Below are 25,837 nucleotides of genomic sequence, written 5' to 3' on the forward strand. Positions count from 1 at the left end.
AGAATTATGCAACTGCGCTCGATTAGTCTTGCCATATGCACGTGGAGGTCCATCAGGCCAAGGCCGACTTCTTCCGAACGCTCGGCCACCCCGCTCGCATCCGAGTGTTGGAGCTACTCCAGGAAGGGCCGCTGCCCGTCAGGGAACTTCTGGCCCAGATCGACATCGAGGCTTCGAGTCTCTCCCAGCAACTGGCCATCCTGCGCAGGGCGGGAATCGTGAGCGCCATCCGGGAGGGCAGCACCGTGGTCTACACGCTGGCCACGCCAGAGCTGGCCGACCTGCTCGGGGCCGCCCGGCGCATCCTCACCGACATGCTCGCCGACCAGGGCGAGCTGCTGGCGGAGTTGCGGGCCGAGATCACCTAGCCGACACGCTCCGCACGCGCTTGGGGTACCACGCCGTGAAGACGGCGGGAACGCAGAACGAGAGCACCTTGACGGCGATGACGAGCGCCGTCGCATGGGGCGAGACATTCAGGATGAGCGTCAGGGAGATCGCGGCGATGGTGAAGGCCGCTCCCCAGACCGCCGTGATGATCAGGTTGACGCGGTAGAACCGCGGCGTCTCCCAGACCTCCCGCGGCGCCATCGTGCGCGCGATGCCCAGCGTGAACGGCCGGCGGACGGCCAGCGACCCCCAGGCCGTGCCCGCCAGCCAGACGTTGACCAGCGCGGGGCCGTACGGTGTGAGCGGCGAGTGCGGGGCCAGCAGGGAGAACACCGTGAGGCAGGCGAAGAACACCGCCGCGCTCGCCTCGATCACCATCTCGTCCCACCCCTTGCCCGCCCGGCGGTCGATGACGACGAGGACGACGGCGATGGCCAGGCCGGTGATCGCACCCCAGCGCCACTCGTCGCCGGTCGCGATGACGGCGTAGACGATCCAAGGCAGGAAACCGAGCAGGCCGCGCATGGTGAGGACTCCCTTTGACGTTCCTATGCAGACAGGTCGAACGTAGAACTTCCTGTGCCGATATGTCAACATAGGAACATGAGCCTTCGACACGCCGTGCTGGGACTGCTCGCCGAGGAGCCCGGCAGCGGATACGACCTGATGAAGATGTTCGACGTCTCGCTCTCCAACGTCTGGCCGGCCACCCAGAGCCAGCTCTACGCCGAGCTGGGCAAGCTGGCCGAGGCCGCTCTCGTGGACGTCACCGCCGAGGGCCCGCGCGGGCGCAAGGAATACTCGATCACCGAGACGGGCCTGGCCGAGCTGCGCCGCTGGATCCTTGAGGTCGAGCCCACCACGGTCGCGCGCAGCGACATGCTGCTCCGCGTGTTCTTCCTGGGTCAGGTCGATCCCGAGCAGGCCCGAGCGTACCTGCGCCATCAGGTGGAGCTGACCACCAAGCAGCTTGAGCAGCTGGAGAGCGTCCGCGAGTTCGTCGAGAACGGCCAGGACAACCTGTCGGTGTACGGCAGGATCGCCCTCGAATACGGCCTGCGCGTCGGCCAGGGCCGGCGGGAGTGGGCCGAATGGGCGCAGGAGCGCATCCACTAAACTTCCGGCCATGGTCTCCGAGCTGTTCGATCCCAAGGCGTGGCAGGCGGTCGAGGGATTCGACTTCACCGACATCACCTACCATCGGGCAGTCGACCAGGGCACCGTGCGCATCGCCTTCGACCGCCCCGAGGTGCGCAACGCCTTCCGCCCGCAGACGGTCGACGAGCTCTACCGCGCGCTCGACCACGCCCGGCAGAGCACCGACGTCGGCTGCGTGCTGCTCACCGGCAACGGCCCCTCGCCCAGGGACGGCGGCTGGGCCTTCTGCTCCGGCGGCGACCAGCGCATCAGGGGCAAGGACGGCTACCAGTACGCCGACGGCACCGTCTCGACCGGCCGCCTGCACATCCTGGAGGTCCAGCGCCTGATCCGCTTCATGCCGAAGGTCGTGATCTGCGTGGTGCCCGGCTGGGCGGCGGGCGGCGGCCACAGTCTCCACGTGGTGGCGGACCTCACCCTCGCCAGCGAGGAGCACGCCCGCTTCAAGCAGACCGACGCCGACGTGGCCAGCTTCGACGGCGGCTTCGGCTCGGCCTATCTGGCGCGGCAGGTCGGGCAGAAGTTCGCGCGGGAGATCTTCTTCCTGGGCGACACCTACACGGCGGCCGACGCCCACCGGATGGGCATGGTCAACGCCGTGGTCCCGCACGCGGAGCTGGAGGCGACGGCCCTGGAGTGGGGGCGCAAGATCAACGGCAAGTCGCCCATGGCGCAGCGGATGCTCAAGTTCGCCTTCAACGCGCTGGACGACGGGCTGGTGGGGCAGCAGGTGTTCGCGGGCGAGGCGACGCGGCTGGCGTACATGACGGACGAGGCGGCCGAAGGGCGCGACTCGTTCCTGGAGAAGCGCGAGCCCGACTGGTCGCCGTACCCCTGGCACTTCTGAGCCCCTGGCACCGCTGCTGAGCCCCTGGCCCAGCCAGGGCTCCTGGCGCCGCTAAGTGCAGGCCTTGCCGATGGGCACGGCCACCGTGCGGTGCCGGAGGTAGCGGTCGATCGCGTGCGGCGCGTCGCGGTTCTCCACCTCCCTCTGGTCGAGCGGCGTGCCCCATGCCCGCTCCAGCGGATGCCCGAGTGCCACGATGTCGTTGACGTCCCATGCGGTCAGCCAGGGCACGTCCGGATGCTGGGTGCCCTTCGCCAGCAGGTTGCGCTGGATCGTGGGCATTCCCAGCGGCGAGCCGGCCGTCACCCATAACGCGACCCGCCTGCGCAGGCCGGCGTCCACGAGCAGGTCCCTCGACACCACCGTGCCCAAGGAGTGCGAGACCAGCACGATCCGGCCCGAGGCCGGCAGGCCCCGGCGCACCTCGGCCAGCACCGGCTGCCTGCCGTGGCTGAGGTAGACGGCGACGTCCTGCAGGAAGACCTTGATGATCTCCTTGTCCACGCTGGTGTGCCGGGAGACCCAGCCGAGCAGCCGGCGGGCCAGCGTCCACGACAGGATGTCCGAGATGCCCATCTGCGTCTGCGGGCTGCTCCCCGTCGCCGCGGCCAGGTCGAGCAGGAGCAGGCGTTCGAGCTGGGTGGTGTCCTCCGGCAGGTGGGGATGGAAGGGCATCTCCTCCTCATCGCCGTCGGCGGCCAGGCTCTCCGCCGGCGGCCGGGCGACCTCGGCGGTGACCCGGTGCAGGACATTGCCGTAGTAGGGCAGCACGCTCTCGTGGGCGAGCCGCGCGGTGCCGAGCCCGGCGGCCAGCGCCGCACGCCACTCCTTCAGCAGCTCCTGAGGGTCCTTGCCCTCCTGGCCCCGCCCGTGAATGAACACGATCGTCGTCATGGCCATCACCCCTTGACCAGCGTAGGGACGGCCGGCCACGAGCGCCCCAGGGACGGGATAAGGGGAAGCCCTAGGACGGGCACCCCGGGCAGACTGGGGGTATGAGGATCAAGGTTCCCGCCGCGTTGACAGCGTCCCATGTCAAGTACGACGGCGAGGCCGGCCGCGCCTGGTCCGCCGGGCTGCCCGCACTGGCCGAGCGCTATCTCGACGAGTGGGGGTTGCGGCTCGACGGCGAGACCCGGCACGGGGTGGTCTCCCTCGTCCTGCCCGTGATCCGTGCGGACGGCACCAAGGCGGCCCTCAAGCTCCAGCCCGTCACCGACGAGAACGACACGGAGGCCCCCGGCCTGCGAACGTGGGCCGGGGACGGCTCCGTGCTGCTGCTCGACTCCGACCCCGCAACCGGCACCCTGCTGCTCGAACGGCTGACGGCCGACCGCTCCCTGGCCGACGTGCCGGACGAGATGGCGGCGCTGGGCATCCTGACCGGCCTGCTGCGCCGCCTGGTCGCCCATCCCGCGCCGGAGGGGATGCGGCGCCTTGCGGACATCGCCCTGGTCATGCTCGACGACGTGGCGGAGGCGGCGGCCAAGCTGCCGAAGGAGCACGACCGCCACTGGCTGCGACGGTGCGCGGACGCGGTCGCCGAGGTCGTAGCCGAGTCCGGCGACCGGCTCCTGCACTGGGACCTGCACTACGAGAACGTCCTGGCCGCGGACCGGGAGCCGTGGCTGAGCATCGATCCCAAGCCGCTGGCCGGCGACCCCGGCTTCGACCTGATGCCCGCCCTGGACAACCGGTGGGACGAGGTGGTCGCGACCGGGGACGTGCCGCGGGCGGTGCTGCGGCGCTTCGACTTCATGGTGGACGGGCTCGGTCTCGACGCGCGGCGGGCGGCCCGCTGGACGCTCGGCCGGGTGCTGCAGAACTGCCTGTGGGACGTCGAGGACGGCGAGAGCGAGCTCGGCGAGATCCAGCTCGCCATCGCCGAGGCGATCCGCCACCGCCTGTGACGCACACAGGCACAGTCGGTCAGACGGTCAGGACGATCTTGCCCGCGCCGTGGCCGGTCTCGCTCTCCCGGTGCGCGGCCGCGGCCTCCTCCAGCCGGTACGTCCGACGCACCGCGAATACGAACGCCCCCTCCGCGTACAGCGCGGCGTAGCGCCCCAGCCGCTCGGCGGACCGCTCGCCCTGGACGAGGCGCACGCCCAGCTCGGCCGCCTTGCCATGCTCGACCAGGGTCACGATCCGCCCGCGGTCCTTGACCAGCTCGATCGAGACCTCCAGCGCATGCCCGCCGGCCCCGTCCAGGGCCGCGTCGATCCCGCCGGGCGCCAGCTCCCGCACCCGGTCGGCGAGCCCGTCCCCGTAGGCGACGGGGACGGCGCCGAGGTCGCGCAGGTAGTCGTGGTTGACCTCGCGCGCGGTGCCGATCACGGTGGCCCCGCGCCTTCTGGCGATCTGCACGGCCGCCGTGCCCACGGACCCGGCCGCGCCGTGCACGAGCAGCGTCTCGCCCGCCGCGAGAGCGATCCCGTCGACGGCCAGCTCGGCGGTCTGTACGCCCGAGGTCAGCCCGCCGGCCACCTCCCAGGGCACGCCCGCCGGTTTGGGGGCCACGTTCGCCGCCGGCACCACGACGTACTCGGCGTAGGCGAACAGCACGCAGAACCCGAGCACCTCACTGCCCAGGGCCACTCCGGTCACGCCTTCGCCCACCTGGTCCACCACGCCGGCGAACTCGTTGCCGGGGATCCGCGGCCACGGCACGTCCCCCAGGTACGGCGGCAGCCAGCCGGCCCGCACGGCCGTGTCGAAGGGCTGCACGCCGGCTGCCCGCACGCGTACCCGGACCTGTCCAGGCCCCGCCTGAGGGGCGGGCAGTTCCATCGTCTTCAGCACCTCGGGACCGCCCGGCGCCGCGAAGGCGGCGGCCCTCATCACTTCGCTCATGGGCCCAGCCTGCAACCCCAACCATGCTTGAGGTCAAGTCACTAGACATTTTGGGAACTTTCAGCTTTAGTCGCACTTTATCTAGATATAGTCCGGCGGGACTACACGGGGACGGGGCACAAACCGAGGCGGGATGAGCGGGTTCATAGCGGCTGCACTGAGCTTTCCAACGGTCATTTTCACTTTCCTGCTCGTGGTGGTAACCGGTTATTGGCTGGCTGTCGTCACGGGACTGTTCGAGCTGGAGGACGACGCCGCCTGGCTGGGTCTCGGGGGAGCCCCGGCGGGCGTCACACTCTCGCTGCTGATCGCGCTGGCCTGGCTGCTCTGTCTGGTCGGCGGGGTGGTGGTGGGCGGGGGTCTGCTCGTCGTCGTCCCCTTCGCCGCCCTGGGCGGTGCCTGGCTGGCCGTCCGCGGCCTGCTGATCGCGCTGCGCAGGCTTTTCCCTGGCGGGCACCGGCACTCGCGCGGCGACTTCGTGGGCCAGATGTGCGTCATCCGCACCGGCACCGCGACCCCCGGCTTCGGCCAGGCCGAGGTCACCGCGGCCGACGGCTCGTCCGCGGTCGTGCAGGTACGCACCACCGGCCAGGACCGCCTGATGCGCGGCGACAACGCCCTCATCTTCGAATACGACAAAGACGGCGAATTCTTCTGGGTCATGCCCTACGAAAGCGAGCTCTGATGGACGTCATCTCCACCGGTTTCGGAATATTCCTCGCCGTCATCCTGGTCATCGTGATTGGCCTTCTCCTCGTCGTCGGCCGCCTTTTCCGCAAGGTCGAACAGGGCAAGGCGCTGATCGTGTCGAAGGTCAACCGCGTCGACGTGACATTCACCGGGGCGGTGGTGCTGCCGGTGGTCCACAAGGCCGAGATCATGGACATCTCGGTGAAGACCATCGAGATCGAGCGGGCCGGCCGCGAGGGCCTGATCTGCCGCGACAACATCAGGGCCGACATCAAGATCACCTTCTTCGTCCGTGTGAACAAGACCGCCGAGGACGTCATCAAGGTCGCCCAGGCCATCGGCACCGCCAGGGCCAGCGACGAGACGACGCTGCAGGAGCTGTTCAACGCCAAGTTCTCCGAGGCGCTGAAGACGGCGGGCAAGCACCTCGACTTCGTCGACCTCTACACCAAGCGTGACGAGTTCCGCGATGAGATCATCCGGCTCATCGGCACCGACCTGAACGGTTACAGCCTCGAAGACGCCGCCATCGACCACCTGGAGCAGACCGCGCTGCTCCAGCTCGACCGGAGCAACATCCTCGACGCGCAGGGCATCAGGAAGATCACCGAGCTCACGGCCATCGAGCACGTGCGCACGAACGAGTTCCAGCGCAACGAGGAGAAGGAGATCACCCGCCAGAACGTCGACGCCCGCGAGGCCATACTCGAACTCCAGCGCCGCCAGGCCGACGCCGAGATGAAGCAGCGCCGCGAGATCGAGACGGTCAAGGCCCGCGAGGAGGCGGAGGTCGCCCGCGTACAGGCCGAGGAGCGGCTGCGCGCGATGACCGCCAGCATCAAGACCGACGAGCAGCTCGGCGTGCAGCAGGAGAACCAGGCTCGCGAGGTCGCGGTCGCCGAGAAGAACCGCGAGCGCGTGATCGCGATCGAGTCCGAGCGCATCGAGAAGGACCGCCTCCTGGAGGTCATCGCCCGCGAACGCGAGACCGAGCTGTCCCGCATCGCCAAGGACAAAGAGGTCGAGACCGAGAAGCGGGCCATCGCCGAGGTCATCCGCGAGCGCATCGCGGTCGACAAGACCGTGGCCGAGCAGGAGGAGAGCATCAAGCGGCTGCGCGTGGTCGAGGAGGCCGAGCGCACCCGCCAGCAGGTGATCATCGCCGCTGAGGCCGAGGCCCAGGAGAACCTGGTCAAGGGCATCAAGGCGGCCGAGGCCGCGGAGACCGCCTCGAAGTTCCGGGCCCGCGAGGAGCTGGTGCTCGCCGAGGCGCGGCAGCAGGCCGCCGAGCTGGACGCCCGCGCCAAGATCCGGCTGGCCGAGGGCGTGCAGGCCGAGGCGGCCGCCGGCGGGCTGGCGCAGGTGCAGGTCAGGGAGCGCGACGCCGACGCCATCGAGAAGATCGGCCGCGCCGAGGCGCTGGTGCTGAAGGAGAAGCTGGCGGCCGAGGCCGCGGGCGCCAGGGCGATGGCGCTGGTCGAGGGCGACCGGCTCAAGGCCAGGGCCGAGGGCGAGCAGGCCATGGCGCTGGCCGGGGCCACCGCGGTGGGCGAGAAGCTGAAGGCGGAGGCCGAGGGCCTGACGCAGAAGGCGGCCGCGATGGCGGCGCTGGACGACGCCAGCCGGGGGCACGAGGAGTACCGCCTGCGCCTGGAGGCCGACAAGGAGATCAGCCTCAAGCACATCGACGTGTCACGGCAGGTGGCCGAGTCGCAGGCGAGCGTGCTGGCCGCGGGCCTGGCCAAGGCCAACATCGACATCGTCGGCGGCGACACGATGTTCTTCGACAAGGTGGTCGGCTCGATCACCGCGGGCAAGGTCGTGGACGGGTTCGTGGGGCACTCGCAGGTCGCCGGGGCGATCGTCTCCCCGTACGTCAACGGGACGGCCAGCCTGGCGACCGACCTCGCGAGCGTGGTCGGCGGCGTACGCTCCGAGGATCTCAAGAACCTGACCGTCTCCGCCCTGCTCCTGCGGCTCATCCAGAACGGCGGCCCGCAGACGACCGCGCTCGGCGAGCTGCTGGACACCGCCCGCCGCCTGGGGGTGGCCGACTCCCCGGTGGCGGCGCTGGCCGGGGCGAAGGGCTGACGATCTGTGAGTACGGTGGAAGCCGGCCCCGAGCTGGAGGCGGGGACGTACGAAGTCCTCAGGAACCGGCTCCAGGCCCAGGCCAAGGCCCTGACGGCGGCGGCCGAGACGGTCAACAAGGAGCGGCTGCGCGTCTTCGGCGGCGCGGAGTTGCGCCTGCTGGGCACCGAGCGGATCCGCACCGAGAACAACTGCGTCCCCAGGGACATCGTCTCCCTGGGCGACGTGATGTTGTTCGGTTACAACGTCTTCATCGGGCTCAAGCCGGAGACGACGGTGGCGGACGTGTTCGCGGTGCACCGTTTCTCCAGGGACGGCGACGCGTTCCGGTTCGACGCCGACAAACTGGCGGCGCTGGAGGATCCGGCGTTCAGGAAGGACTTCGCCGAGCTCTACCGCTACTACAAGGAGACGCGGCTCCAGCAGCTCAGGCGGGTCGAGGGCAAACTGCTGGCCGTCTTCCAGACCGGGCCCGCCGATCTGCGGGTGCTGCGCTGGACGGCCGGCACCGGCGGGGCCCCGGCGTATGTGGACAACCAGGGAGAGCGTGACCACGTCTTTCCTCCGTCGCACGACTTCGAGTGGACGCCGGCCACCCGCGACGACCACGTCCTCGGCCGCCATCCGCACATCTCCATCGGCGGCGAGGTGTTCGTCGAGACGGTCGGCGGCGACCTCACCATCAAGGTCGAGGACAACACGGAGACCGGCGCCGGCATCTACGCCGAGCCGGTCGCCGAGCCGCTGCAGAGTCTGGCGGACGCCGACGTCGAGCACGCCAGGGTGGGGCCGCTCATCCTCATGCGGATCAGGCCGTACAAGGAGGACGAGCGGCGTCACCTGGTCTTCAACACCCGCACCAAGTCCGTCGTCAGGCTCGACGGCATCGGCCAGGCGTGCCGGCGGCTGCCCGAGGACCAGGGGCTGATCTTCCCCGGCGGTTACTACCTGACCACGGGGCTCAGCAAGACGTTCGACACGGACGTGACGGGCCTGGAGTTCGAGCGGGTGGTCCGCTCCCCCAACGGCGAGGACGTCCTGTACGTCTTCCACGCCAGGGGCGACGGCCGGTCGTTGTTGCTGCCGTACAACGTGATCAGGAAGGAGGTGGCCAACCCCATCGTCTGCCACGGCTACTCGCTGTTCGACGACGGCACCATGGTGGTCTTCCGCGCCACCTCCGACGAGCCGACCCGGGTCCACCCGATGCAGGTGTGGCAGACCCCGTACGTGTCCGACACCTACGCCGCCGCCCAGCCCGCGGGCACGGGCCCGCTGGAGCGCATCGGCAACGCCGAGCTGGTCCGGGGCGTCTCCGACTGCCTGTCGGTCTCCCGCATGGTCGAGGAGATGGCGCCCTCGACGGCCACGTTCGAGGCGCTGATCGCCGCGTGCACACGCTCCTTCGACTCCTACCACTGGCTCGGCGAGCACGGCCTGCGCGCGCCGCTCGCCGACGTCCGCGCCACCGCCGAGCAGGTGCTCGACGAGTACGAGAACGTCGAGCAACTCACCCGCCAGGCCGCGCGGACCCTCGCCGAGGCCACCGAGGAGACCACCCACCTGGTACGCCAGGCGCGCGCCGACAATCCGGGCACCGCCGACGCCTGGGTCAGCACGCTGGCCAGGCTGCGCAGGACCCAGGGCCGCCTGGTGACCCTGCGCGAGGTCCGCTACATCGACCTCACCGCCCTGGACACGCTGGCCGCCTCCGTGACCGGGGAGCTGGCCTCGGTCGGCCGGCGGGCCGTCGCCTTCCTGGAGGGCGCGGACGCGTTCACCGCCTACCACGCGGCCGTCGAGACGCTGGCCGCCGAGGCCGCCGCCATCGCCACGGTGGCCACGGCGGAGCCGATCGCCGACCGGCTGGCCGCCCAGTCCGAGGGGCTGGAGGTGGTGACGGAGGTCGTCGGCTCGCTGGACATCGCCGACGCGACCGTCCGCACCTCGATCCTGGGCCGGATCGCCGAGGTCCTCGGCGGCGTGAACCGGGCCCGCGCCCTTCTGGACGGCCGCCGCCGCGAGCTGCTGGGCGCGGAGGGCCGGGCCGCCTTCGCCGCCGAGTTCGCCCTGCTCGGCCAGGCCATCACCGGCTCGCTGGCGATGGCCGACAGCCCCGAGAAGTGCGACGAGCAGCTCGGCCGGCTGATGCTCCAGGTCGAGACCCTGGAGTCCCGCTTCGGCGAGTTCGACGACTTCGCCGCGCAGCTCTCGGCCAAGCGCGAGGACGTCTACGAGGCGTTCTCCGCCCGCAAGCAGACCCAGCTCGACGCCCTCGCCCGCCGCGCCGACCGCCTGTTCTCCTCCGCCGAGCGCATCCTGGGCAGCGTCACGCGGCGGCTGGCGTCGCTGGCGTCCATGGACGAGGTCAACACCTACTTCGCCACCGACCCGATGGTGGCCAAGGTGCGCTCGGCCGCCGCCGAGCTGCGCGCGCTCGGCGACGCCGTACGGGCCGAGGAGCTGGACGGGCGGGTCAAGGCGGCCCAGCAGGAGGCCGCGCGAGCGCTGCGCGACCGGCTGGACCTGTTCACCGACGGCGGCGAGACCCTGCGCCTGGGCCACCACCGCTTCGCCGTGAACACCCAGCCCATCGACCTGACGCTGGTGCCGCACGACGGCGCCATGCACTTCGCGATCACCGGCACCGACTACCGCGCGCCCGTCCCGGCCGCGTTCGCCGACACCCGGCCCTTCTGGGACCAGCTCCTGGTGTCGGAGACGCCGGAGGTCTACCGCGCCGAACACCTGGCCGCCTCGCTGCTGGACTCGGCCGCTCCGGGAGCGCCGCTCGCGGAGCTGGTCCGGCAGGCCGCCGAGTCCCGGTACGACGAGGGGTACGAGCGCGGTGTCCACGACCACGACGCCACGGCCATCCTGGACGCCTTGGTGCGGTTGCGGGAGGGCGCCGGGCTGCTGCGCTATCCGGCCGAGGTCCGGGCGGCGGCCCAGGTGTTCTGGGCGTTCGGGGTGGACGAGGTTTCACGTGCAACATTCACCACCCGCGCGATGTCCCTGGTCAGGGCCAGGACGATCTTCGGCGTCACGCCGGCGCTGGAGGCGCTGGCCGCGGAGCTGAGCGGCCGCATCGCGGCGTTCCTGACAAGCTTGGCGAGCGCGCCCGGCGCCGTGGCGGGGCCGGCCGGGGAGTATCTGGTCGAGGAGCTGGGCGAGAGCCCGATCGGGTTCGTCACCAGCAAGGCGGCCCGTGACGTCCTGGACGGTTTCCGCCAGGCGCTCGGCCCGGCCAAGACGCGCGAGTTCGAGGCGGACCTCGAAGCGGTCGCCCTGCCCGACCGCCTCCAGCTCGCCCGGGCCTGGATGACCGCCTACCACCAGGGCCCGGAGGTGCCGGAGGCCATCGCCGTGCTGCTGTGCGACCTCCCCCGCCAGGACTCCAGCGCGAGCACCGCGGAAACCGTCGAAGGTCTGCTCGGCACCCACCCTCGCATCCACGACCGCAAGCTGGAGCTCCGCCTCGACGAGCTCCTGGCCAGGACCCGCCGGTTCCGGCACGAACGTGTCCCCGCCTACCGCGCCTACCAGCGCCGCAGGACCGAGCTGGTCGAGGCCGAGCGCGCCCGCCTGCGCCTGGACGAGTACAAGCCCAAGGTCATGAGCGCCTTCGTCCGCAACCGCCTGCTCGACGAGGTCTACCTGCCGCTCATCGGCGGCAACCTGGCCAAGCAGCTCGGCGCGTCCGGCGCGGGCAAGCGCACCGACCAGATGGGCCTCCTGCTGCTCATCTCACCGCCCGGCTACGGCAAGACGACCCTGATGGAGTACGTCGCCAGCCGCCTCGGCCTGGTGTTCGTCAAGGTGAACGGCCCCGCGCTCGGCCACGGGGTGACCTCGCTGGACCCGGCGGACGCACCCGACGCGACGGCCAGGCAGGAGGTGGAGAAGATCTCGTTCGCGCTGGAGACGGGCAACAACACGCTGCTCTACCTGGACGACATCCAGCACACCTCGCCGGAGCTGCTGCAGAAGTTCATCTCCCTCTGTGACGCCCAGCGCCGCATCGAGGGTGTGTGGAACGGTCGTACCCGCACCTACGACCTGCGCGGGAAGCGGTTCGCGGTGTGCATGGCGGGCAACCCGTACACCGAGTCGGGGCGGCGCTTCCGCCTGCCCGACATGCTGGCCAACCGGGCCGACGTGTGGAACCTGGGCGACGTCCTGTCCGGTCAGGACGACCTGTTCGCCCTCAGCTACATCGACAACGCCCTCACCTCCAACCCGGTCCTCGCGCCCCTGTCCGGCCGTGACCGCTCGGACGTGGAGCTGCTGGTACGCCTGGCCAAGGGCGACACGACGGTCCGGCCCGACCAGCTCCGGCACCCCTACACCAAGCCGGAGCTCGACCAGATGCTCAGCGTCCTGGCCAAGCTGGCGCGCGTCCAGGAGGTCGTCCTGGCCGGCAACCGGGCCTATATCGCCTCGGCCGCCCAGTCCGACGCCGCCAGGACCGAGCCGCCGTTCCGGTTGCAGGGGTCGTACCGGAACATGAACAAGCTGGCCGAGCGCATCGTCCCCGCCATGAACGACGCCGAGCTGGAAGCGGTGATCGACGACCACTACGCGGGCGAGGCGCAGACGCTGACCACGGACGCCGAGGCCAACCTGCTCAAGCTGGCCGAGCTGCGCGGCCGCCTCACCCCCGCCCAGGCCGAGCGCTGGGCGCTGATCAAGGCCGCCTATCTCAGGGCCAAGGCGCTCGGGGGCGCCGGCGACGATCCGATGACCAGGGCGGTGGGCGCCATCGGCCTGCTGGCCGACCGGGTGGGCGAGGTCGGCTCGGCGATCCGGGAAACCGATCGCTGAGGACCGCCGCAACTCCGGAGCCGTGCCTACTCGGGGAGCTCCGCTGAGGACCGCCGCGGCTCCGGTCCGGTCATTGCTCGGTGAGCGCCACGGTGGCCGCCCGCTGGAGCGACGTGGCGTGGTCGAGGAAGTCGAGGATCAGCGCCAGCTCCTCGTCGGTGTAACGCTCGTAGAGCCGGGCCAGCGCCGTCACGAACGGCTCGTACAGCTCGTCGAACCCGGCCAGCCGCTCGTGGTTGATCTCCACGATGACGCGGCGCCGGTCCCGGATGTCGCGGACGCGGCGGACCAGCCACTTGGCCTCCAGCCGGTCGATGAGCCCGCTGACCGTCGCCGGGGCCAGGCCGGCGTGCTGCGCGATCTCTCCCGCCGTCAGGGGTCCGAGACGTCGCAGCAGGTCGAGGGTCTTCTCCTCGGTGCCGCCGAGGCCCAGCCGCTCGCTCATGGCGCCGTGATACGTCACGGCGGCGTGGCCGCTCTCCCGTCCGGCCACGCCCAGCGCTTCGAGTAATTTCTTTCGCTTAGCCGAAACATCCCTCGCCACCGGTCCCGCCTCTCGCCCCCGCATTTCGTTCGGCCGAACGAAATTACCACTTCCGAGGCGTATGGGCAGGGTGCCGATGACAGGGGCTCGTGTCACTCGCCTGGACGTACCGCTACCTGGTGAGCCCGTGACACGGCCTCGGCGGCGGCCGGCACCAGCGGCAACCGTACGTCCGGGGTCGGGATCAGGCCCTGGGCGTGCAGCACGCCCTTGATCACCGTCGGGTTCGGCTCGGTGAAGAGCGCCGCGGAGAGCCTGGCCAGCCGGTGCCCGAGCGACCTGGCCGTGGTCACGTCGCCCGCGTGCCAGGCCGCCACCAGGTCGGCGAACGCCCGCGTCTCCAGATGCGCGGAGGCGAGGATCCCGCCCGCCGCCCCCAGCGCGAGCAGCGGCGAGACGAACGTGTCGTCGCCGCCCAGCACCTCGAACCCCTCGGGCAGGTCCCCGAGCAGGTCCACGGCGTCCTGGTCGATCCCGCCCGCCGCGTACTTCACCCCGGCGATCATCGGATGCGCGCCGAGCCGCCGCAACGTCCCCGCCCCGACCGCCTGACCCGTCCGGTAGGGAATGTGGTAGATCACCAGCGGCACCGGCGTCTCCTCGGCCAGCGCCTCGAAGTGCGCGACGACCCCGCGCTCGCCCGGCCGCAGGAAGTAGGGCACGGTCACCAGCGCGGCCCCCACCCCGTCCGGCAGGCTCCGCAGCGCCCGTGCCGTGGAGCGCGTGTCGTTGCCGGTGACCCCCACCGTGAGCAGCGCCTGCCGCTGCGCGCAGACGCCCGCGCAGACCTCGATCACGCCGGCCCGCTCCTCGGGGTCGAGCGCGGCCACCTCACCGGTGGTGCCCAGCGCGACCAGCCCGGCCGCGCCCTGGTCGAGGACGTGATAGGCGAGCTTCTCGATGGCGTCCAGCGCCACCTCCCCCGACGAGGTGAACGGGGTGACCAGCGGTACGTGGATTCCTGTCAGCATGCCTCAAGGGTCACCCGGCCGGACCCATTAGGTCCAGCGACGATTTCTTGCTTTCAGATTAAGCTGAGCTTATGCTCGACCCGCGCAAGCTCCACCTGCTCCGCGAACTCGCCAGGCGCGGCACGATCGCGGCCGTCGCCGAGGCCGTCACGTTCACGCCGTCGGCGGTCTCCCAGCAGCTCAGCGCCCTGGAGCGGGAGGCAGGCGTGCCCCTTCTCGAACGCACGGGCCGCACCGTGACCTTGACGCCCGCCGGACATCTGCTGGTCGAGCACGCGCACGCCGTGCTCGAACAGCTCGAACGCGCGTCGGCCGCGCTCGCCGCGGCGCGCGGCGGGCCGTCCGGGCCCCTGCGGATCGGCGCGTTCCCGACGGCGGCCCGCGTGCTGCTGCCGCCCGCGCTCGCCGCACTGACCGGCGCGCACCCCGGACTGGAGCCGATGGTGGCCGAGATCGACCCCGCCGACGTCTCCGCCGCGTTGCGGGCCGGCGAGCTGGACGTGGCGCTCGTGCACGAGTACGACTTCGTCCCCCCGGTCACCGACACGTCGATCGAGACCGAGCCGCTGTTCAGCGAGCCGATGTACCTGACGAACCGGACGTCGGTCGCCGATGCCCGCGCCGACTCGTGGATCACCAACAAGCCCGGCACGCTCTGCCACACCATGGCGATCAGGGCCTGTCAGGCGGCCGGCTTCGAGCCGCGGGTCCGGCACCACATCGACGACTTCGACACCGTGCTGGCGTTCGCCGCGGCGGGTCAGGGCGTCGCGCTCGTGCCGCGCCTGGCGGCCGTCGATCCGCCGCCCGGGGTGCGGCTCACCCACCTGCCCCTGAGCCGCCGCACGCTGGCGGCGTTCCGTAAGGGCTACGGCGGGCACCCCGCGATCAGGGCCGCGATCGCGGCCTTCCACCAGGCCATCGCCCACCTGCCCCTCTGAGCGGCACGCCCGACTGAAACGGCCTCGTGCACGCGGAGCCGGCCGGCTGCCTCGTGCGCAAGGCGTCGGCCGGCAGCCTCGCCGGCCAGCAGTCCCGTGCGCGAGAAGCCCCTGCTAGCGGTCTTGTTCCCCGCCGGTGTCGAGTACCGCGTCGAGTACGGCGCGTGCGCTGACCGGATCGGCGTCGTACTCACCGGCGGTCACCGCGACGACCAGCCCCGCATCGGGCAGCACGACCAGACGCTGCCCGCCGTTCCCGATGAGCTGCACCGAGCGGGGCTCGCCGCTGTCCATGTACCAGTGGTAGCCGTAGCCGAGGTCGCCGTCGATCGCCACCCGTGGCCGCGCCATGTCCCGGATCCAGTCCCCGGGCACGATCCCCCGGCCGCCGTCGAGCACGAGCTGCCCGATGGCGGCCAGGTCGACCGGCCGCAACCGCAGCCCCGCCGCGGCCATGGCCAGCCCGTCGGCACCCTGGCGCCACTCGAACCGCTCGATCCCGAGCGGCCCGAACAGCGCGCTCGCGGCATACTCCGCCAGCGGCCGGCCTGTCCCGCGCGCGATGACGCCGCCGAGCAGCGCGGTCGCCCCGCCGCAGTACACCCGGCGCAACCCCGGCTCCTCGACGACAGGCCGCTCCAGCACGTACCGGTACCGGTCGGGGGCCAGCTCCATCGCGATCTCGCTGTTGACCGGGCTGGTGTAGGGCGCGTCCTCGTTCCAGTCGAGCCCGAGCGTCATGGTGAGGACGTGCTCGATGGTGATGCGGGCCCGCGCCGGATCACCCATCAGATCGGGATGTTCGGGGAACTGGGCGTACAACCCCGCGTCAGGTTCGGGCACCAGCCCCTCGCCCAGCGCGATGCCGTACAGCAGCCCCACGACGCCCTTGGACACCGACCGGACGTCGTGCAACGTGTCCCGGCCGAAGTCCACGTGCCCCAGCGGCTCACCGACCCGGTGGTCCGCTCCGGCGCCATAACGTTCGAGCACGACCTCCCCGCCCCGCAGCACCACGAGACCGTGGAAGCCGGGGGCCTTGCCCTCCCGCAGAACCTCGTCGACCCGTGCGGCCATCGCCACGATCGTCCTCCCTTGTCTTCCTGGCGCCTCGGACGACGCCGGGCTCAATCTCGGGGTCCGGACAACTCCATCAGCGCGCGTTCCCACGGAAAGGACTCGGAGTCCAGGGGCTCACGCAGCACCCGGACCCCGTCGGCGCGCAACTCCGCGATGTTACGCCGGAACGGGGTGCGGGCGGCGAGGCCGCTGTTGACGAACGGCGCCACCACGACGGGAATGCCGAGCCCCGGGGCCTCGGCCAGCAGCCCCAGCGCGTAGGTGTCGGCGATGCCCAGGGCGAACTTGTTGATCGTGTTGAACGTGGCTGGGGCGACGATGATCGCGTCGGCCCGGGGCGGCTTCGGCTCGGACGGCTTGCGGTAGCGGCTGCGGACCGGCCGCCCGGTCAGCCGTTCCAGCTCCGGCACGTCGATGAAGTCGAGCGCTGACGGCGTGGCGATGACCTGGACGATCCAGCCCTCGTCCCGCGCCAGGGCGATGAGGCGGCCGACCTCCGAGGCCGGTCCGGCTGCGCAGACGATGACGTAGAGGACCTTCCCCAGCGATTCGGTCACGGTTGCAGGATGTCACGCGCCCGCTCCGGCGGGCTGAGAGGGTCCACGCGCCTGACCGCCGTCGGTAGTGATTTGTTGGAACAAATGGTAGAAATGCCCGTCCGATCTTGGAAAAAGTGCTCATACTGGAGGTACGCACACCAGGAGCGTGCTCATGCGAAAGACCTCCCATCGCATGGTCAGAGCGGACGACCTGGCATCGAGCCAGTTCCTCCAGCTTGCCGCGGTGGACTTCACCGGCATCTACGCGGTCCACCTCGCCGCCAAGGAAGAGCGGCTGAAGATGACCAGGCTCGCGCTGAGCCTGCTGTCCGGACCGTTCCTCGCGGCCATCGCCCTGACCAGCGCCAAGGTGGTCGACCCGCAGAGCCTGACGGAGTGGCAGCGGGTGCCGTGGTACCTGTTCGCCCTCGTCACCGCGTTCGGCCTGCTCAGCGTCCTGCCGTTCCTGCGCCTCATCGAGGCGGTCAACGCGCACGCCAGAACGGCCCGGGCGATCAACAACTTCCGCCTCCTGTACGTCACCAGGCTCCGCGACGAGCTCGGCTGGAGCCCGAACCTCCCGACGGACCCGAGGTTCCCCGAGACGTACGCGCCCCTGACCTGGCCCGGCATCAACGTCATGACGCTGGCCACGGTCAACTCCACCTACCTGACCGTCGGCGTGACCGGCCTCAGCGACCAGGAGCCGAGCCTGCTCCCGCTCATGACCGGCGTCCTGCTCGTCGCGCTGGTCCACTACGCCGTCTACTACGTGCGCTGCAACGTGAGCAGACGGCGCAGGCTGCCGCACAACCCCTACGAATTCCCCCATGTGGAGACCTGAATGCCCGGCCCAGCACAATGGGCGTCGTGTGGGGAGGCGTGGATCTGGTTGATGCGCCATGTCTGGTCGGCGGGGCGGCTCGCCCTTGATGACAGGGGCCCCGTCATCGAAGGACCGGCCGTGCTGTTCGAGATCGCCAGGGTCAGCAGGGACGATCCGATCATCGAGCGGTACGGCGATCGGGACCGGCTGGCGCTGTACGGCAGGAAGTTCAGCGAGGACGTGATCGTGCCGCCGTTCAAGTACAGCTACGGGGCCCGGATCAGGGGGCAGCTCGGCTGGGCGGCCGACCTGCTGCGGGCGCGGCCGTACAGCAAGAGCGCGTGGATCTCGCTGACCACCCCGGGCGAGCCCCACGACGCGGTGCCGTGCCTGGCCGGGCTGGCGTTCCGGATCAGGCAGGGCGAGCTCGTCATGACCGCGGCCTTCCGCTCGCAGAACGCCTACACCAGCTACCTCAACTATGTGCCGCTGGCCGACGTCCACGCGCACATGGCCCGCGAACTCCGCAGGGAGCGCGGCCCCATGCGGGTGTTCGTGGACGTTCCGCACCTCTATCTGACCGACAGCACCCGCGCGCTGCGGGTCATGCGTCCTTCACCGCCGTGAGCGGCGGCGCGATGGCCTCCAGTCCCTTTCCTTCGGCCTTGACCCCGAGGAACACCTCGACCAGCCCGCCGACGATCATCACGATTCCGCCGATGGCGAAGGCGAGCGCGGTGTCCGCCAGCTTCCCGCTCTCGACCAGCGAGGCGAAGATCAGCGGTCCGGCGATGCCGCCGGCGCCGGTCCCGATCGCGAAGAAGAACGCGATGGCCATCGCCCTGGTCTCCATCGGGAAGATCTCGCTCACGGTCAGGTAGGCCGACGAGGCCCCGGCCGAGGCCACGAAGAGCACCACCGACCAGCACGCGGTCAGCGTCACCGCGGTGAGCAGACCCTGGCTGAACAGCCAGGCCGTGCCCAGCAGCAGGACCCCGGAGCCGATGTAGGTGGCCGAGATCATCGGCACCCTACCGATGGTGTCGAAGAGGTGGCCGAGCAGCAGCGGGCCGAGGAAGTTGCCGACCGCGATGACCGCGAAGTAGTAGCCGGTATGCGTGTCGATCTTGAAGAACGTGGACAGGATCTGCGCGTACCCGAAGGTGATCGCGTTGTAGAGGAACGCCTGGCCGATGAAGAGCGACAACCCCAGCACGGTCCGCTTGGGATACAGCGCCACCATCGTGTGCGCGATCCGGACGAACCCGATCGACTTGCGCTGGTGGATGGTCATCGACTCCGTCGCCTCCGGCAGATCCCCGCCGATCTGCCGCTCGATGTCGCCGACGATCTCCTCCGCCTCCCGGTCCCTGCCGTGGATGAACAACCAGCGCGGGCTCTCCGGCACGTTCCGCCGGACCAGCAGGATCGCCAGCCCCAGCACCACGCCGAGACCGAACGCCACCCGCCAGCCGATGTTCACCGGCAGGTCGTTCAGCAGCGGGACCGTCAGCAGCGCGCCGCCCGCCGCGCCGAGCCAGTAGCTGCCGTTGATGATGATGTCGACGCGGCCCCGATGCCGGCTCGGGATGAGCTCGTCGATGGCCGAGTTGATGGCCGCGTACTCGCCGCCGATCCCGAACCCCGTCATGAACCTGAACAGGAAGAACCACCACGCGCTGAAGGAGAACGCGGTCAGCAGCGTGGCCGCCAGGTAGACGACCAGCGTGAGGATGAACAACTTCTTGCGGCCGTACCTGTCGGTCAGCCAGCCGAAGAAGAGCGCCCCCGTGCAGGCCCCCGCCACGTAGAGCGCGGCGGCCAGGCCCGCGACCTGCGCCTGGGTGATGTCCAGGCCGCTGCCCGGCTTGGCGAGCTGCGCCGAGAGGTTGCCGACGATGGTGACTTCGAGCCCGTCGAGGATCCAGACCGTGCCCAGACCTATGACGATCATCCAGTGCCAGCGCGACCACGGCAGCCGATCCAGCCGTGCGGGCACCCTCGTGCTGATCGTGCCGGTTTCCACGTCGCTCATAAGGTCATCCCGCTTACCCGGCGGGCGGAGGGCAAACGTGCCTATGCGGAAGGCTTTCTGGCCTCCAGGATGCCTGTGCCGAACCAGGGGCCGCCGTACCAGAACCGCCAGCCGGCGTCGCGCCGGCGCACGTCGATGACGCCTAAGTCGCGGAGCGTGCGCTCGTACGCGGCCGTGTGCTGGATGTCGGCGACCAGCAGCAGCCCGCCGGGCCGCAACACCCGGTGCGCCTCGCGGACGGCCCGCTCACGACCCTCCGCGCCGGGGACGTCGTGGATCGACTGGCTCGCCACCACCACGTCGAACGCGCCGTCGTCGAAGGGCAACTCCCGGACGTCGCCCGTCACCAGCTCCACCCGCTCGGAGACGCCCTCGGCCTCGGCGTTGGCCCTGGCCGCCGACTCCCCGCCGCCGGTTCTGGAACGCCACGAATCGACCCCGGTCGCCCGGCCCTTCTCCAGCCGCCGGGCGGCCAGCATGAGCACCGCGCCGCGCCCGCAGCCGAGGTCGAGCAGCCGCTCGTCGCCCGCCAGCCGCTCCAGCTCCTCCGCCCAGACGGCGAACTTGCCGCGTCTGATCGTGTAGAGGTAGCTGGCCGCGCTCGCCAGCGTGTAGAGCCCGCCGAACAGGAAGGCGAGGCCCGCGGCCACGATGTCGAGGGTGATCGAGAACACGCCCAGGGCCAGCAGCACGATCGCCCCGAACAGCAGACCGGACAGCGCCCAAGGTGCGTCGAACCCGTAGCTACCGCGCCTCTTGCTCACACTCACGTTATATCTCAAGGTGGACTTGACTGGGAATTGACCGAACCCTTCCCCGCACACCGCCGATGACGCACAACGCATTACTAAGGTGGCTTAGATGGGCACTCGATGGGGGTTTGACCAGGCATGACAGGAAAAGAGCGACATTTCGGCCTGGGCGTGAGCCTCGCACTGACGCTGGGATCGGCCCTGTTGTGGGGAGTGGCGCACCTGGCCGCCGAACGCCGCAAGACCGGTCTGACGCTCATGGCCGCCTATGTCCTGATGCTCGCCTTCGTGCTCACGGTGTTCACCGCGTTCAGCACCAACCTGCTGTCGCTGGCGGTCCAGCCCCGCTGGCTGATCGTGCTCACCGTCGCGCTGGTGGTGATCGCACTCGTCTGGACCGGCGTGATCGTCTGGTCGTTCGTCCTCGTACGCCCCGCGCGCTCCGACACCGTCGGCCGCTTCCTGACCACGGCGCTGGCCGTCGCCCTCTGCGCCCTGGTCCTGGCCCCCACCGCCTACGCCACCAGGCTCGCCTACGTCTCCCGCGACGTCGTCAACTCCCTGTTCCCCACGACCGGCACCGCGCCCGTCCTGGCCCACGATCCGTGGAGCGGCGCGGAGCGCGTCAACTTCCTGCTGCTCGGCGGCGACTCGGCGCCCAGCAGGCCCGGCGTGCGCACCGACAGCATGACCGTGGCCAGCGTGGACGTCGAGACCGGCGCGACCACGCTGTTCGGCCTGCCACGCAACCTCCAGCAGGTGCAACTCCCGCACGGCCCGGCCAGGGCCCGCTTCCCCTTCGGCTTCACCGGCAGCGGCCCCGACACCCCGGGCCTGCTCAACGAGATCTTCCAGTACGCCGAGGACCACCCGGACATGGTGCCGGGCGTGGAGAAGGGCAAACGCGGCCCGGCCCTGATCAAGCAGACCGTCGGCGACATGCTGGGCATCCCGGTGAACTACTACGCCATGGTCGACATGAAGGGCTTCGCCGAGATCATCGACGCCATGAACGGCGTGCGGGTCACCATCAAGGAGCCCATCGTCTACGGCCGCCACCGCGAGGGCCTGATCCCCGCCGGCACCCGCAAGCTGACCGGCGAGCAGGCCCTCTGGTACGGCCGCTCCCGCACCGACAGCGACGACTACGTCCGTATGGGACGCCAGAAGTGCCTGCTCAACGCCGTCGCCAAGCAGGCCGATCCGATGACCGTGCTCAACAGCTTCGAACGGCTGGCCGCGGCCACGAAGCGCGCCATCTCCACCGACCTCCCGCAGGACCTGCTGCCGGCCGTCGTGGACCTGTCGCAGAAGGTCAAGGAGACCAAGATCCGCAGCCTCAACTTCGTGCCGCCGCTGATCGTCACGGCCGACCCCGACTGGTATCTCATCCGCCGCAAGGTCTCCGACGCCCTCGACGAGCGCCACACGACCAGGTCCGCCACCGACGCGCGTACACCGTCGCCGTCGCCGTCGCCGTCACAGTCGCCGAGTCAGGACGACCCGGTCACCCTCGACGCGACCTGCGCCTAGACCGTCTCGTCCAGGTTGTCGGCGTAGTACGCGATGGCCCGCCGGTAAGGCCCCGACCGGTCCGACTCGGCGACCACCTTGAGCAGCACCGAGACCGCCTCGCCGGAGCGCCCGGCGTTGTGCAGCGCCATCGCCATGAACGTGCGCAGCCCCGCGTCTTCGGGAAACTCCGCCAGCCCCCGCGTGAACGTCTCCAGCGCCTCCGCGTAGCGCCCGAGCACGCGCAGCGTGCTGCCGAGCCCGGTGTAGACCCCCAGCCGATCGCCGTCGCTCAGCCCCGGCCCCGCCAGGGCTTGCTCGTAGTAGGGCACCGCCGCGGCCTCCAGGCCGAGCACGTCGTGCGCCCACGCCGTCTGGTAAGCCACCTCGGCATCCTCGGGATGCCGCCGGGCCAGCTCCACGAGCACCGCACGAGCCTGCTCGTGCGCACCCTCCTCCCGGAGCCGCACGGCACGGGCCAATTCCCCATCACGCATGCACGGAGTGTGGCATGATGAGGACCAGTTCAAACGGAAACGATTTTCATTCCACCTGGAGTCAGCAGTGAGAGTGGCGTTCGTCGGAAAGGGCGGCAGCGGCAAGACGACGATGTCGGCGCTGTTCGCCAGGCACGTGGCGAGCCAGGGCGACCCGGTGGTCGCCATGGACGCCGACATCAACCAGCACCTGGCCCTCGTCCTCGGCCTCGACCGGCAGCCCGAGCCCCTCGGCGCCCATCTCGGCGAGATCAAGGACCGGCTGCGCGGCAGCAACCCGCGCATCCCCGCCGCCGACGCCATGGTCAAGACCACGCCGCCCGGCCGCGGCTCCACGCTGCTCACCTTCGACGACCTGGCCGCCGACCCCTGCTCCCTCGCCACCCCCGACGGCCTGCGCCTGCTGGCGACGGGCCCGTTCAGCGAGGACGACCTCGGCGTGGCCTGCTACCACTCCAAGGTCGGCGCGGTGGAGCTGCTGCTCAACCACCTGGTCGACGGCCCGGGCGAATACGTCGTGGTCGACATGACGGCCGGCGCCGACTCCTTCGCCTCCGGCCTGTTCACCCGCTTCGACCTGACCTTCCTCGTCGCCGAGCCGACCAGGCAGGGCGTGAGCGTCTACCGGCAATACCGCGATTACGCCGCCAAGTACGGCGTCGCCCTCGCCGTGATCGGCAACAAGGTGCACGGTCCTTCCGACGTCGACTTCCTGCGTGAGCACGTAGGTGACGATCTCCTCACCTGGATGGAGCACTCCGCCGCCGTCCGTGCCATGGAGCAGGGCCGCCACTTCGCGCTCACCGACCTGGAGCCCGCCAACGCCGACGCCCTGGCCGCGCTCCGCAAAACCCTCGATGAGCAGGAGAAGGACTGGGCGCGCTTCGGCCGGCAGACCGTGGAGTTCCACCTTCGCAACGCGCAGGCGTGGGGTAACGAGCGGGTCGGCTTCGACCTGTCCGTCCAGATAGATCCGGACTTCGTCTACGGTCCCTGACGAACTGACACCTGGAGCGTTACCGCTTTTCGACTTAGCGTCAGATTTGACCCCCTTCGAGAGGAGACAGCATGTCGCTGACCGTTCCGAACGATCTGCTCGACCAGGCGAGAGCCGGTGACGTGGACGACGCCGCCTTCATCCGTTGCGTCCGCGACTCCCTCCCCTACGCGTGGTCGCTGATCAGCGAGCTGGTCAAGCAGCGTGAGCACAGCGGGGCCGAGTTCGCCGACAACCAGGTGCCACCGCCGTCGGAGGAGGCCCGCGGTCAGCTCCTGCGCTGCCTGGCGAGCGACTCCATGCGCGGCGCGCTGGAGCGCCACTTCGGGATGCGGCTGGCCTTCCAGAACTGCCATCGGGTGGCCGTCTTCGACCCGGCGGCCACGAAGGCGCTGGCGGACTTCGTCACGCCGAGAGCCCAGATCCTCAACCAGGAACCGGAGCTGGTGGACTGCTGAACCCCCACCCGGCGAGCCGGCGTCTCCCGGCTCGCCGGTCAGCCGCGCAGCAGCGGCAGCACCTCACTCCCGAAGCGCCGGATGTTCTCCAATGTCCGCTGATGGTCCCCCAGGCCCTCGACCATGAGGATCAGATGGCCGATTCCGGTGTTCGCCGCGGTCCGCAACATGTTCTCGGCACAATGCTCGGCCGAGCCGACCGGGTGAATTTGCGTCAGCAGATCCACATATGCCGAAATATCCCGTGTTGGCCGGGCCCGGCCGTCCACCGGCACATATCCCGCCAGCCCCGGCCCCAGCCACGCGGGCATCGACCGCTTGAGCTCCCGCACCGCCGCACCCGTCGAATCCGCGACATACCCCACCCCGGCCGCCACATGCCCGACCGCCCCGCCGTCCCCCGCCACCCGCCCGGCCGCGCCGACCCCGCGCGCCAGGTGCCCGGCCGCGCCGGCCCCTCCCGCGCCGCCCTCTCCCGCGCCGGCCACGCGCGCCGCGTACTCCGCGTACGCCGTGACCAGGGCGGCCTTTTCGGCGTCCCCCACGTGCATGCCGAGCAACATCGGCAGCCCGCGCTCGGCCGCCAGCCGCACGGTCGCCACCGACGTGCACGCGACCACGGGCCGCAACCGCGCCTCAGGCACCATCCGAACCCGCCTGAACCGGAAGAACTCCCCGTCAGCACCGACCCATCCCGCCGAGAGAGCGGCCAGCAGCAGGTCCAGCGACTCCCCGAACCCGCGCTCGAACCGCTCGATCCCCGCCCCGAACACCTCCAGATCCACCCACGGCCCACCCCTGCCGACGCCCAGGGTGAACCGCCCGCCGGACAGGTGGTGCAACATCGCCGCCTGCTCGGCCAGCGCGACGGGATGCTGGGTGCTCAGCACGCTCACGGCGGTGCCGAGCCCGATCCGCGTGGTCCGGCCGGCGGCGACGGCGGCGAGGGTGGTGGCGGACGGGCACACGCCGTAGGACATGAAGTGATGCTCGGCGATCCAGGCGTCGTCGAATCCCGCCTCCTCGGCGGCCACGATCGACTCGACGGCGTCGGTCAGCACCTGCCCGGATCCGTGGCCGGGGAACTGCGCCACGATCAGAAAGATTCCGATGCGCACCCGACCCATGATGGCCGACGTCAGCCGAAAAGGGCCGCCTGCCCTTCACCCGCGAGCGGATCCCGATGGTGTTTGAGATGGCGCCACTGCGGAAGGCCGTCGAGATATGACCAGGAAAGCCGGTGATGCGGCGTTGGGCCCAGACGGGCGAGCGCATCCTGATGCAGGGGCGACGGATAACCGGCGTTCTCGGCGAAGCCGTACTCGTCGCATCCGATCGTTCCCATGTAGGCGTCGCGGCGGACCTTCGCCAGGACGGACGCCGCCGCGACCGAGACGCTCGCCGCATCCCCCTTGACCTCCAGGCGCACCGGCCAGGGCGCGCCGATGTAGTCGTGCTTGCCGTCGAGGATCACCGCGTCGGGCCGGACGGGAAGGGCCCGCAGGGCGCGGCGCGCGGCGCGGCGCAGGGCCTCGGTCATGCCGACGGTGTCGATCTCCTCGTGCGTGGCCTCGCCGTAGCCGACGCCCGCCGCCCAGGCCGCCACCTCGGCGGCCAGTGGCGTGCGCCTGGCCTCGGAGACCTGCTTGGAGTCGGTCAGGCCGGCCGGCGGCTCCGACAGGTCGGTGACGACGGCACAGACCGTCACAGGTCCCGCCCAAGCGCCCCGGCCCACCTCGTCGACGCCCGCGACCGTGCGGATGCTGGGCTGGGAGAGCAGCAGGTGCTCGATGTCGTACGTCGGCGCCATGAACGCAGACGCTACCGCCTCC

25 protein-coding genes are annotated in these 25,837 nt (G+C 70.5%); 13 read left to right on the plus strand and 12 right to left on the minus strand.

Annotated elements, in window-relative coordinates; translation table 11 throughout:
- The first annotated feature begins 35 nt into the window (after positions 1 to 35).
- Positions 36 to 368: an ArsR/SmtB family transcription factor gene (locus ACWD0F_RS23870; RefSeq protein WP_449878864.1), complete on the plus strand. Its 333-nt coding sequence runs from the start codon at positions 36 to 38 to the stop codon at positions 366 to 368.
- Here ACWD0F_RS23870 and ACWD0F_RS23875 read toward each other — a convergent pair.
- On the minus strand, positions 361 to 915 hold the full coding sequence (locus ACWD0F_RS23875) for a hypothetical protein (protein WP_449878866.1): 555 nt from the start codon (positions 913 to 915) through the stop codon (positions 361 to 363). The two genes, ACWD0F_RS23870 and ACWD0F_RS23875, sit on opposite strands and share 8 nt — an antisense overlap.
- Before the next feature lie 78 nt (positions 916 to 993).
- Here ACWD0F_RS23875 and ACWD0F_RS23880 point away from each other — a divergent pair, with 78 nt between their 5' ends.
- Both ACWD0F_RS23880 and ACWD0F_RS23885 read left to right on the plus strand, forming a co-directional pair.
- On the plus strand, positions 994 to 1,506 hold the full coding sequence (locus ACWD0F_RS23880) for a PadR family transcriptional regulator (protein WP_449878868.1): 513 nt from the start codon (positions 994 to 996) through the stop codon (positions 1,504 to 1,506).
- Between the two features lie 10 nt (positions 1,507 to 1,516).
- On the plus strand, positions 1,517 to 2,395 hold the full coding sequence (locus ACWD0F_RS23885; protein WP_449878870.1) for a 1,4-dihydroxy-2-naphthoyl-CoA synthase: 879 nt from the start codon (positions 1,517 to 1,519) through the stop codon (positions 2,393 to 2,395).
- A gap of 51 nt (positions 2,396 to 2,446) precedes the next feature.
- Here the strand turns inward: ACWD0F_RS23885 and ACWD0F_RS23890 are convergent, their stop codons facing one another.
- On the minus strand, positions 2,447 to 3,289 hold the full coding sequence (locus ACWD0F_RS23890) for a hypothetical protein (protein WP_449878872.1): 843 nt from the start codon (positions 3,287 to 3,289) through the stop codon (positions 2,447 to 2,449).
- Positions 3,290 to 3,390: 101 nt separating this feature from the next.
- Here ACWD0F_RS23890 and ACWD0F_RS23895 point away from each other — a divergent pair, with 101 nt between their 5' ends.
- Entirely contained in the window at positions 3,391 to 4,305 is a 915-nt protein-coding gene (locus tag ACWD0F_RS23895; RefSeq protein ID WP_449878874.1) for an aminoglycoside phosphotransferase family protein, read from the plus strand.
- 19 nt (positions 4,306 to 4,324) lie between these two features.
- Here ACWD0F_RS23895 and ACWD0F_RS23900 read toward each other — a convergent pair whose 3' ends face one another.
- Entirely contained in the window at positions 4,325 to 5,236 is a 912-nt protein-coding gene (locus ACWD0F_RS23900) for an NADP-dependent oxidoreductase (RefSeq protein WP_449879185.1), read from the minus strand.
- Positions 5,237 to 5,441: 205 nt separating this feature from the next.
- On the opposite strand from ACWD0F_RS23900, the gene ACWD0F_RS23905 reads away from it, so the two are divergent.
- The 3 genes from ACWD0F_RS23905 to ACWD0F_RS23915 are packed head-to-tail and all read left to right on the plus strand — an operon-like array spanning position 5,442 to position 12,853.
- The gene (locus tag ACWD0F_RS23905; RefSeq protein WP_449878876.1) at positions 5,442 to 5,933 is read left to right on the plus strand and encodes a hypothetical protein; all 492 of its coding nucleotides are present in this window, start codon (positions 5,442 to 5,444) and stop codon (positions 5,931 to 5,933) included.
- Positions 5,933 to 8,029, plus strand: coding sequence for a flotillin family protein (locus ACWD0F_RS23910; protein WP_449878878.1), 2,097 nt, complete (start codon positions 5,933 to 5,935; stop codon positions 8,027 to 8,029). The genes ACWD0F_RS23905 and ACWD0F_RS23910 overlap by 1 nt, the downstream gene beginning before the upstream one ends.
- Positions 8,030 to 8,035: 6 nt before the next feature.
- Positions 8,036 to 12,853 (plus strand): DNA repair ATPase, encoded by a 4,818-nt coding sequence (locus tag ACWD0F_RS23915; protein ID WP_449878880.1) that lies wholly within the window; start codon positions 8,036 to 8,038, stop codon positions 12,851 to 12,853.
- 70 nt (positions 12,854 to 12,923) lie between these two features.
- On the opposite strand, the gene ACWD0F_RS23920 is transcribed toward ACWD0F_RS23915, so the two are convergent.
- Entirely contained in the window at positions 12,924 to 13,298 is a 375-nt protein-coding gene (locus tag ACWD0F_RS23920) for a MarR family transcriptional regulator (RefSeq protein WP_449878882.1), read from the minus strand.
- A gap of 191 nt (positions 13,299 to 13,489) precedes the next feature.
- Positions 13,490 to 14,368, minus strand: coding sequence for a 4-hydroxy-tetrahydrodipicolinate synthase family protein (locus ACWD0F_RS23925; protein ID WP_449878884.1), 879 nt, complete (start codon positions 14,366 to 14,368; stop codon positions 13,490 to 13,492).
- A gap of 71 nt (positions 14,369 to 14,439) precedes the next feature.
- On the opposite strand from ACWD0F_RS23925, the gene ACWD0F_RS23930 reads away from it, so the two are divergent.
- Complete coding sequence (locus ACWD0F_RS23930; protein ID WP_449878886.1) at positions 14,440 to 15,309, plus strand: LysR family transcriptional regulator; 870 nt, start codon at positions 14,440 to 14,442, stop codon at positions 15,307 to 15,309.
- 114 nt (positions 15,310 to 15,423) lie between these two features.
- Here the strand turns inward: ACWD0F_RS23930 and ACWD0F_RS23935 are convergent, their stop codons facing one another.
- Together ACWD0F_RS23935 and ACWD0F_RS23940 are read right to left on the minus strand one after the other, a co-directional pair.
- The gene (locus ACWD0F_RS23935) at positions 15,424 to 16,386 is read right to left on the minus strand and encodes a serine hydrolase domain-containing protein (protein ID WP_449879186.1); all 963 of its coding nucleotides are present in this window, start codon (positions 16,384 to 16,386) and stop codon (positions 15,424 to 15,426) included.
- Between the two features lie 50 nt (positions 16,387 to 16,436).
- Positions 16,437 to 16,946 (minus strand): flavoprotein, encoded by a 510-nt coding sequence (locus ACWD0F_RS23940; protein ID WP_449878888.1) that lies wholly within the window; start codon positions 16,944 to 16,946, stop codon positions 16,437 to 16,439.
- Positions 16,947 to 17,100: 154 nt separating this feature from the next.
- Here ACWD0F_RS23940 and ACWD0F_RS23945 point away from each other — a divergent pair, with 154 nt between their 5' ends.
- Together ACWD0F_RS23945 and ACWD0F_RS23950 are read left to right on the plus strand one after the other, a co-directional pair.
- A complete protein-coding gene (locus tag ACWD0F_RS23945) occupies positions 17,101 to 17,772 on the plus strand; it encodes a hypothetical protein (RefSeq protein WP_449878890.1) in 672 nt (223 codons plus the stop codon).
- 51 nt (positions 17,773 to 17,823) lie between these two features.
- Positions 17,824 to 18,381 carry a hypothetical protein gene (locus ACWD0F_RS23950; protein ID WP_449878892.1) on the plus strand — a complete coding sequence of 186 codons (558 nt, stop codon included), beginning with the start codon at positions 17,824 to 17,826 and terminating at the stop codon, positions 18,379 to 18,381.
- Here the strand turns inward: ACWD0F_RS23950 and ACWD0F_RS23955 are convergent.
- Complete coding sequence (locus ACWD0F_RS23955) at positions 18,359 to 19,789, minus strand: MFS transporter (RefSeq protein WP_449878894.1); 1,431 nt, start codon at positions 19,787 to 19,789, stop codon at positions 18,359 to 18,361. The genes ACWD0F_RS23950 and ACWD0F_RS23955 overlap by 23 nt on opposite strands.
- 41 nt (positions 19,790 to 19,830) lie before the next feature.
- A complete protein-coding gene (locus ACWD0F_RS23960) occupies positions 19,831 to 20,553 on the minus strand; it encodes a class I SAM-dependent methyltransferase (RefSeq protein WP_449878896.1) in 723 nt (240 codons plus the stop codon).
- 126 nt (positions 20,554 to 20,679) lie between these two features.
- Between ACWD0F_RS23960 and ACWD0F_RS23965 the strand changes: the two genes are divergently transcribed.
- Positions 20,680 to 22,074: an LCP family protein gene (locus tag ACWD0F_RS23965; protein ID WP_449878898.1), complete on the plus strand. Its 1,395-nt coding sequence runs from the start codon at positions 20,680 to 20,682 to the stop codon at positions 22,072 to 22,074.
- On the opposite strand, the gene ACWD0F_RS23970 is transcribed toward ACWD0F_RS23965, so the two are convergent.
- Positions 22,071 to 22,550 (minus strand): tetratricopeptide repeat protein, encoded by a 480-nt coding sequence (locus tag ACWD0F_RS23970; protein WP_449878900.1) that lies wholly within the window; start codon positions 22,548 to 22,550, stop codon positions 22,071 to 22,073. The genes ACWD0F_RS23965 and ACWD0F_RS23970 overlap by 4 nt on opposite strands.
- 67 nt (positions 22,551 to 22,617) lie before the next feature.
- Here ACWD0F_RS23970 and ACWD0F_RS23975 point away from each other — a divergent pair, with 67 nt between their 5' ends.
- Entirely contained in the window at positions 22,618 to 23,547 is a 930-nt protein-coding gene (locus ACWD0F_RS23975) for an ATP-binding protein (protein WP_449878902.1), read from the plus strand.
- Positions 23,548 to 23,618: 71 nt separating this feature from the next.
- A complete protein-coding gene (locus ACWD0F_RS23980; protein ID WP_449878904.1) occupies positions 23,619 to 24,005 on the plus strand; it encodes an SCO5389 family protein in 387 nt (128 codons plus the stop codon).
- A 38-nt stretch (positions 24,006 to 24,043) separates the two neighbouring features.
- Here ACWD0F_RS23980 and ACWD0F_RS23985 read toward each other — a convergent pair whose 3' ends face one another.
- Positions 24,044 to 25,132, minus strand: coding sequence for an LLM class flavin-dependent oxidoreductase (locus ACWD0F_RS23985; RefSeq protein WP_449878906.1), 1,089 nt, complete (start codon positions 25,130 to 25,132; stop codon positions 24,044 to 24,046).
- Between the two features lie 11 nt (positions 25,133 to 25,143).
- Entirely contained in the window at positions 25,144 to 25,815 is a 672-nt protein-coding gene (locus ACWD0F_RS23990; RefSeq protein WP_449878908.1) for a ribonuclease HII, read from the minus strand.
- Positions 25,816 to 25,837 lie beyond the last annotated feature (22 nt).

This window comes from Nonomuraea sp. NPDC002799 (genome assembly GCF_053592075.1).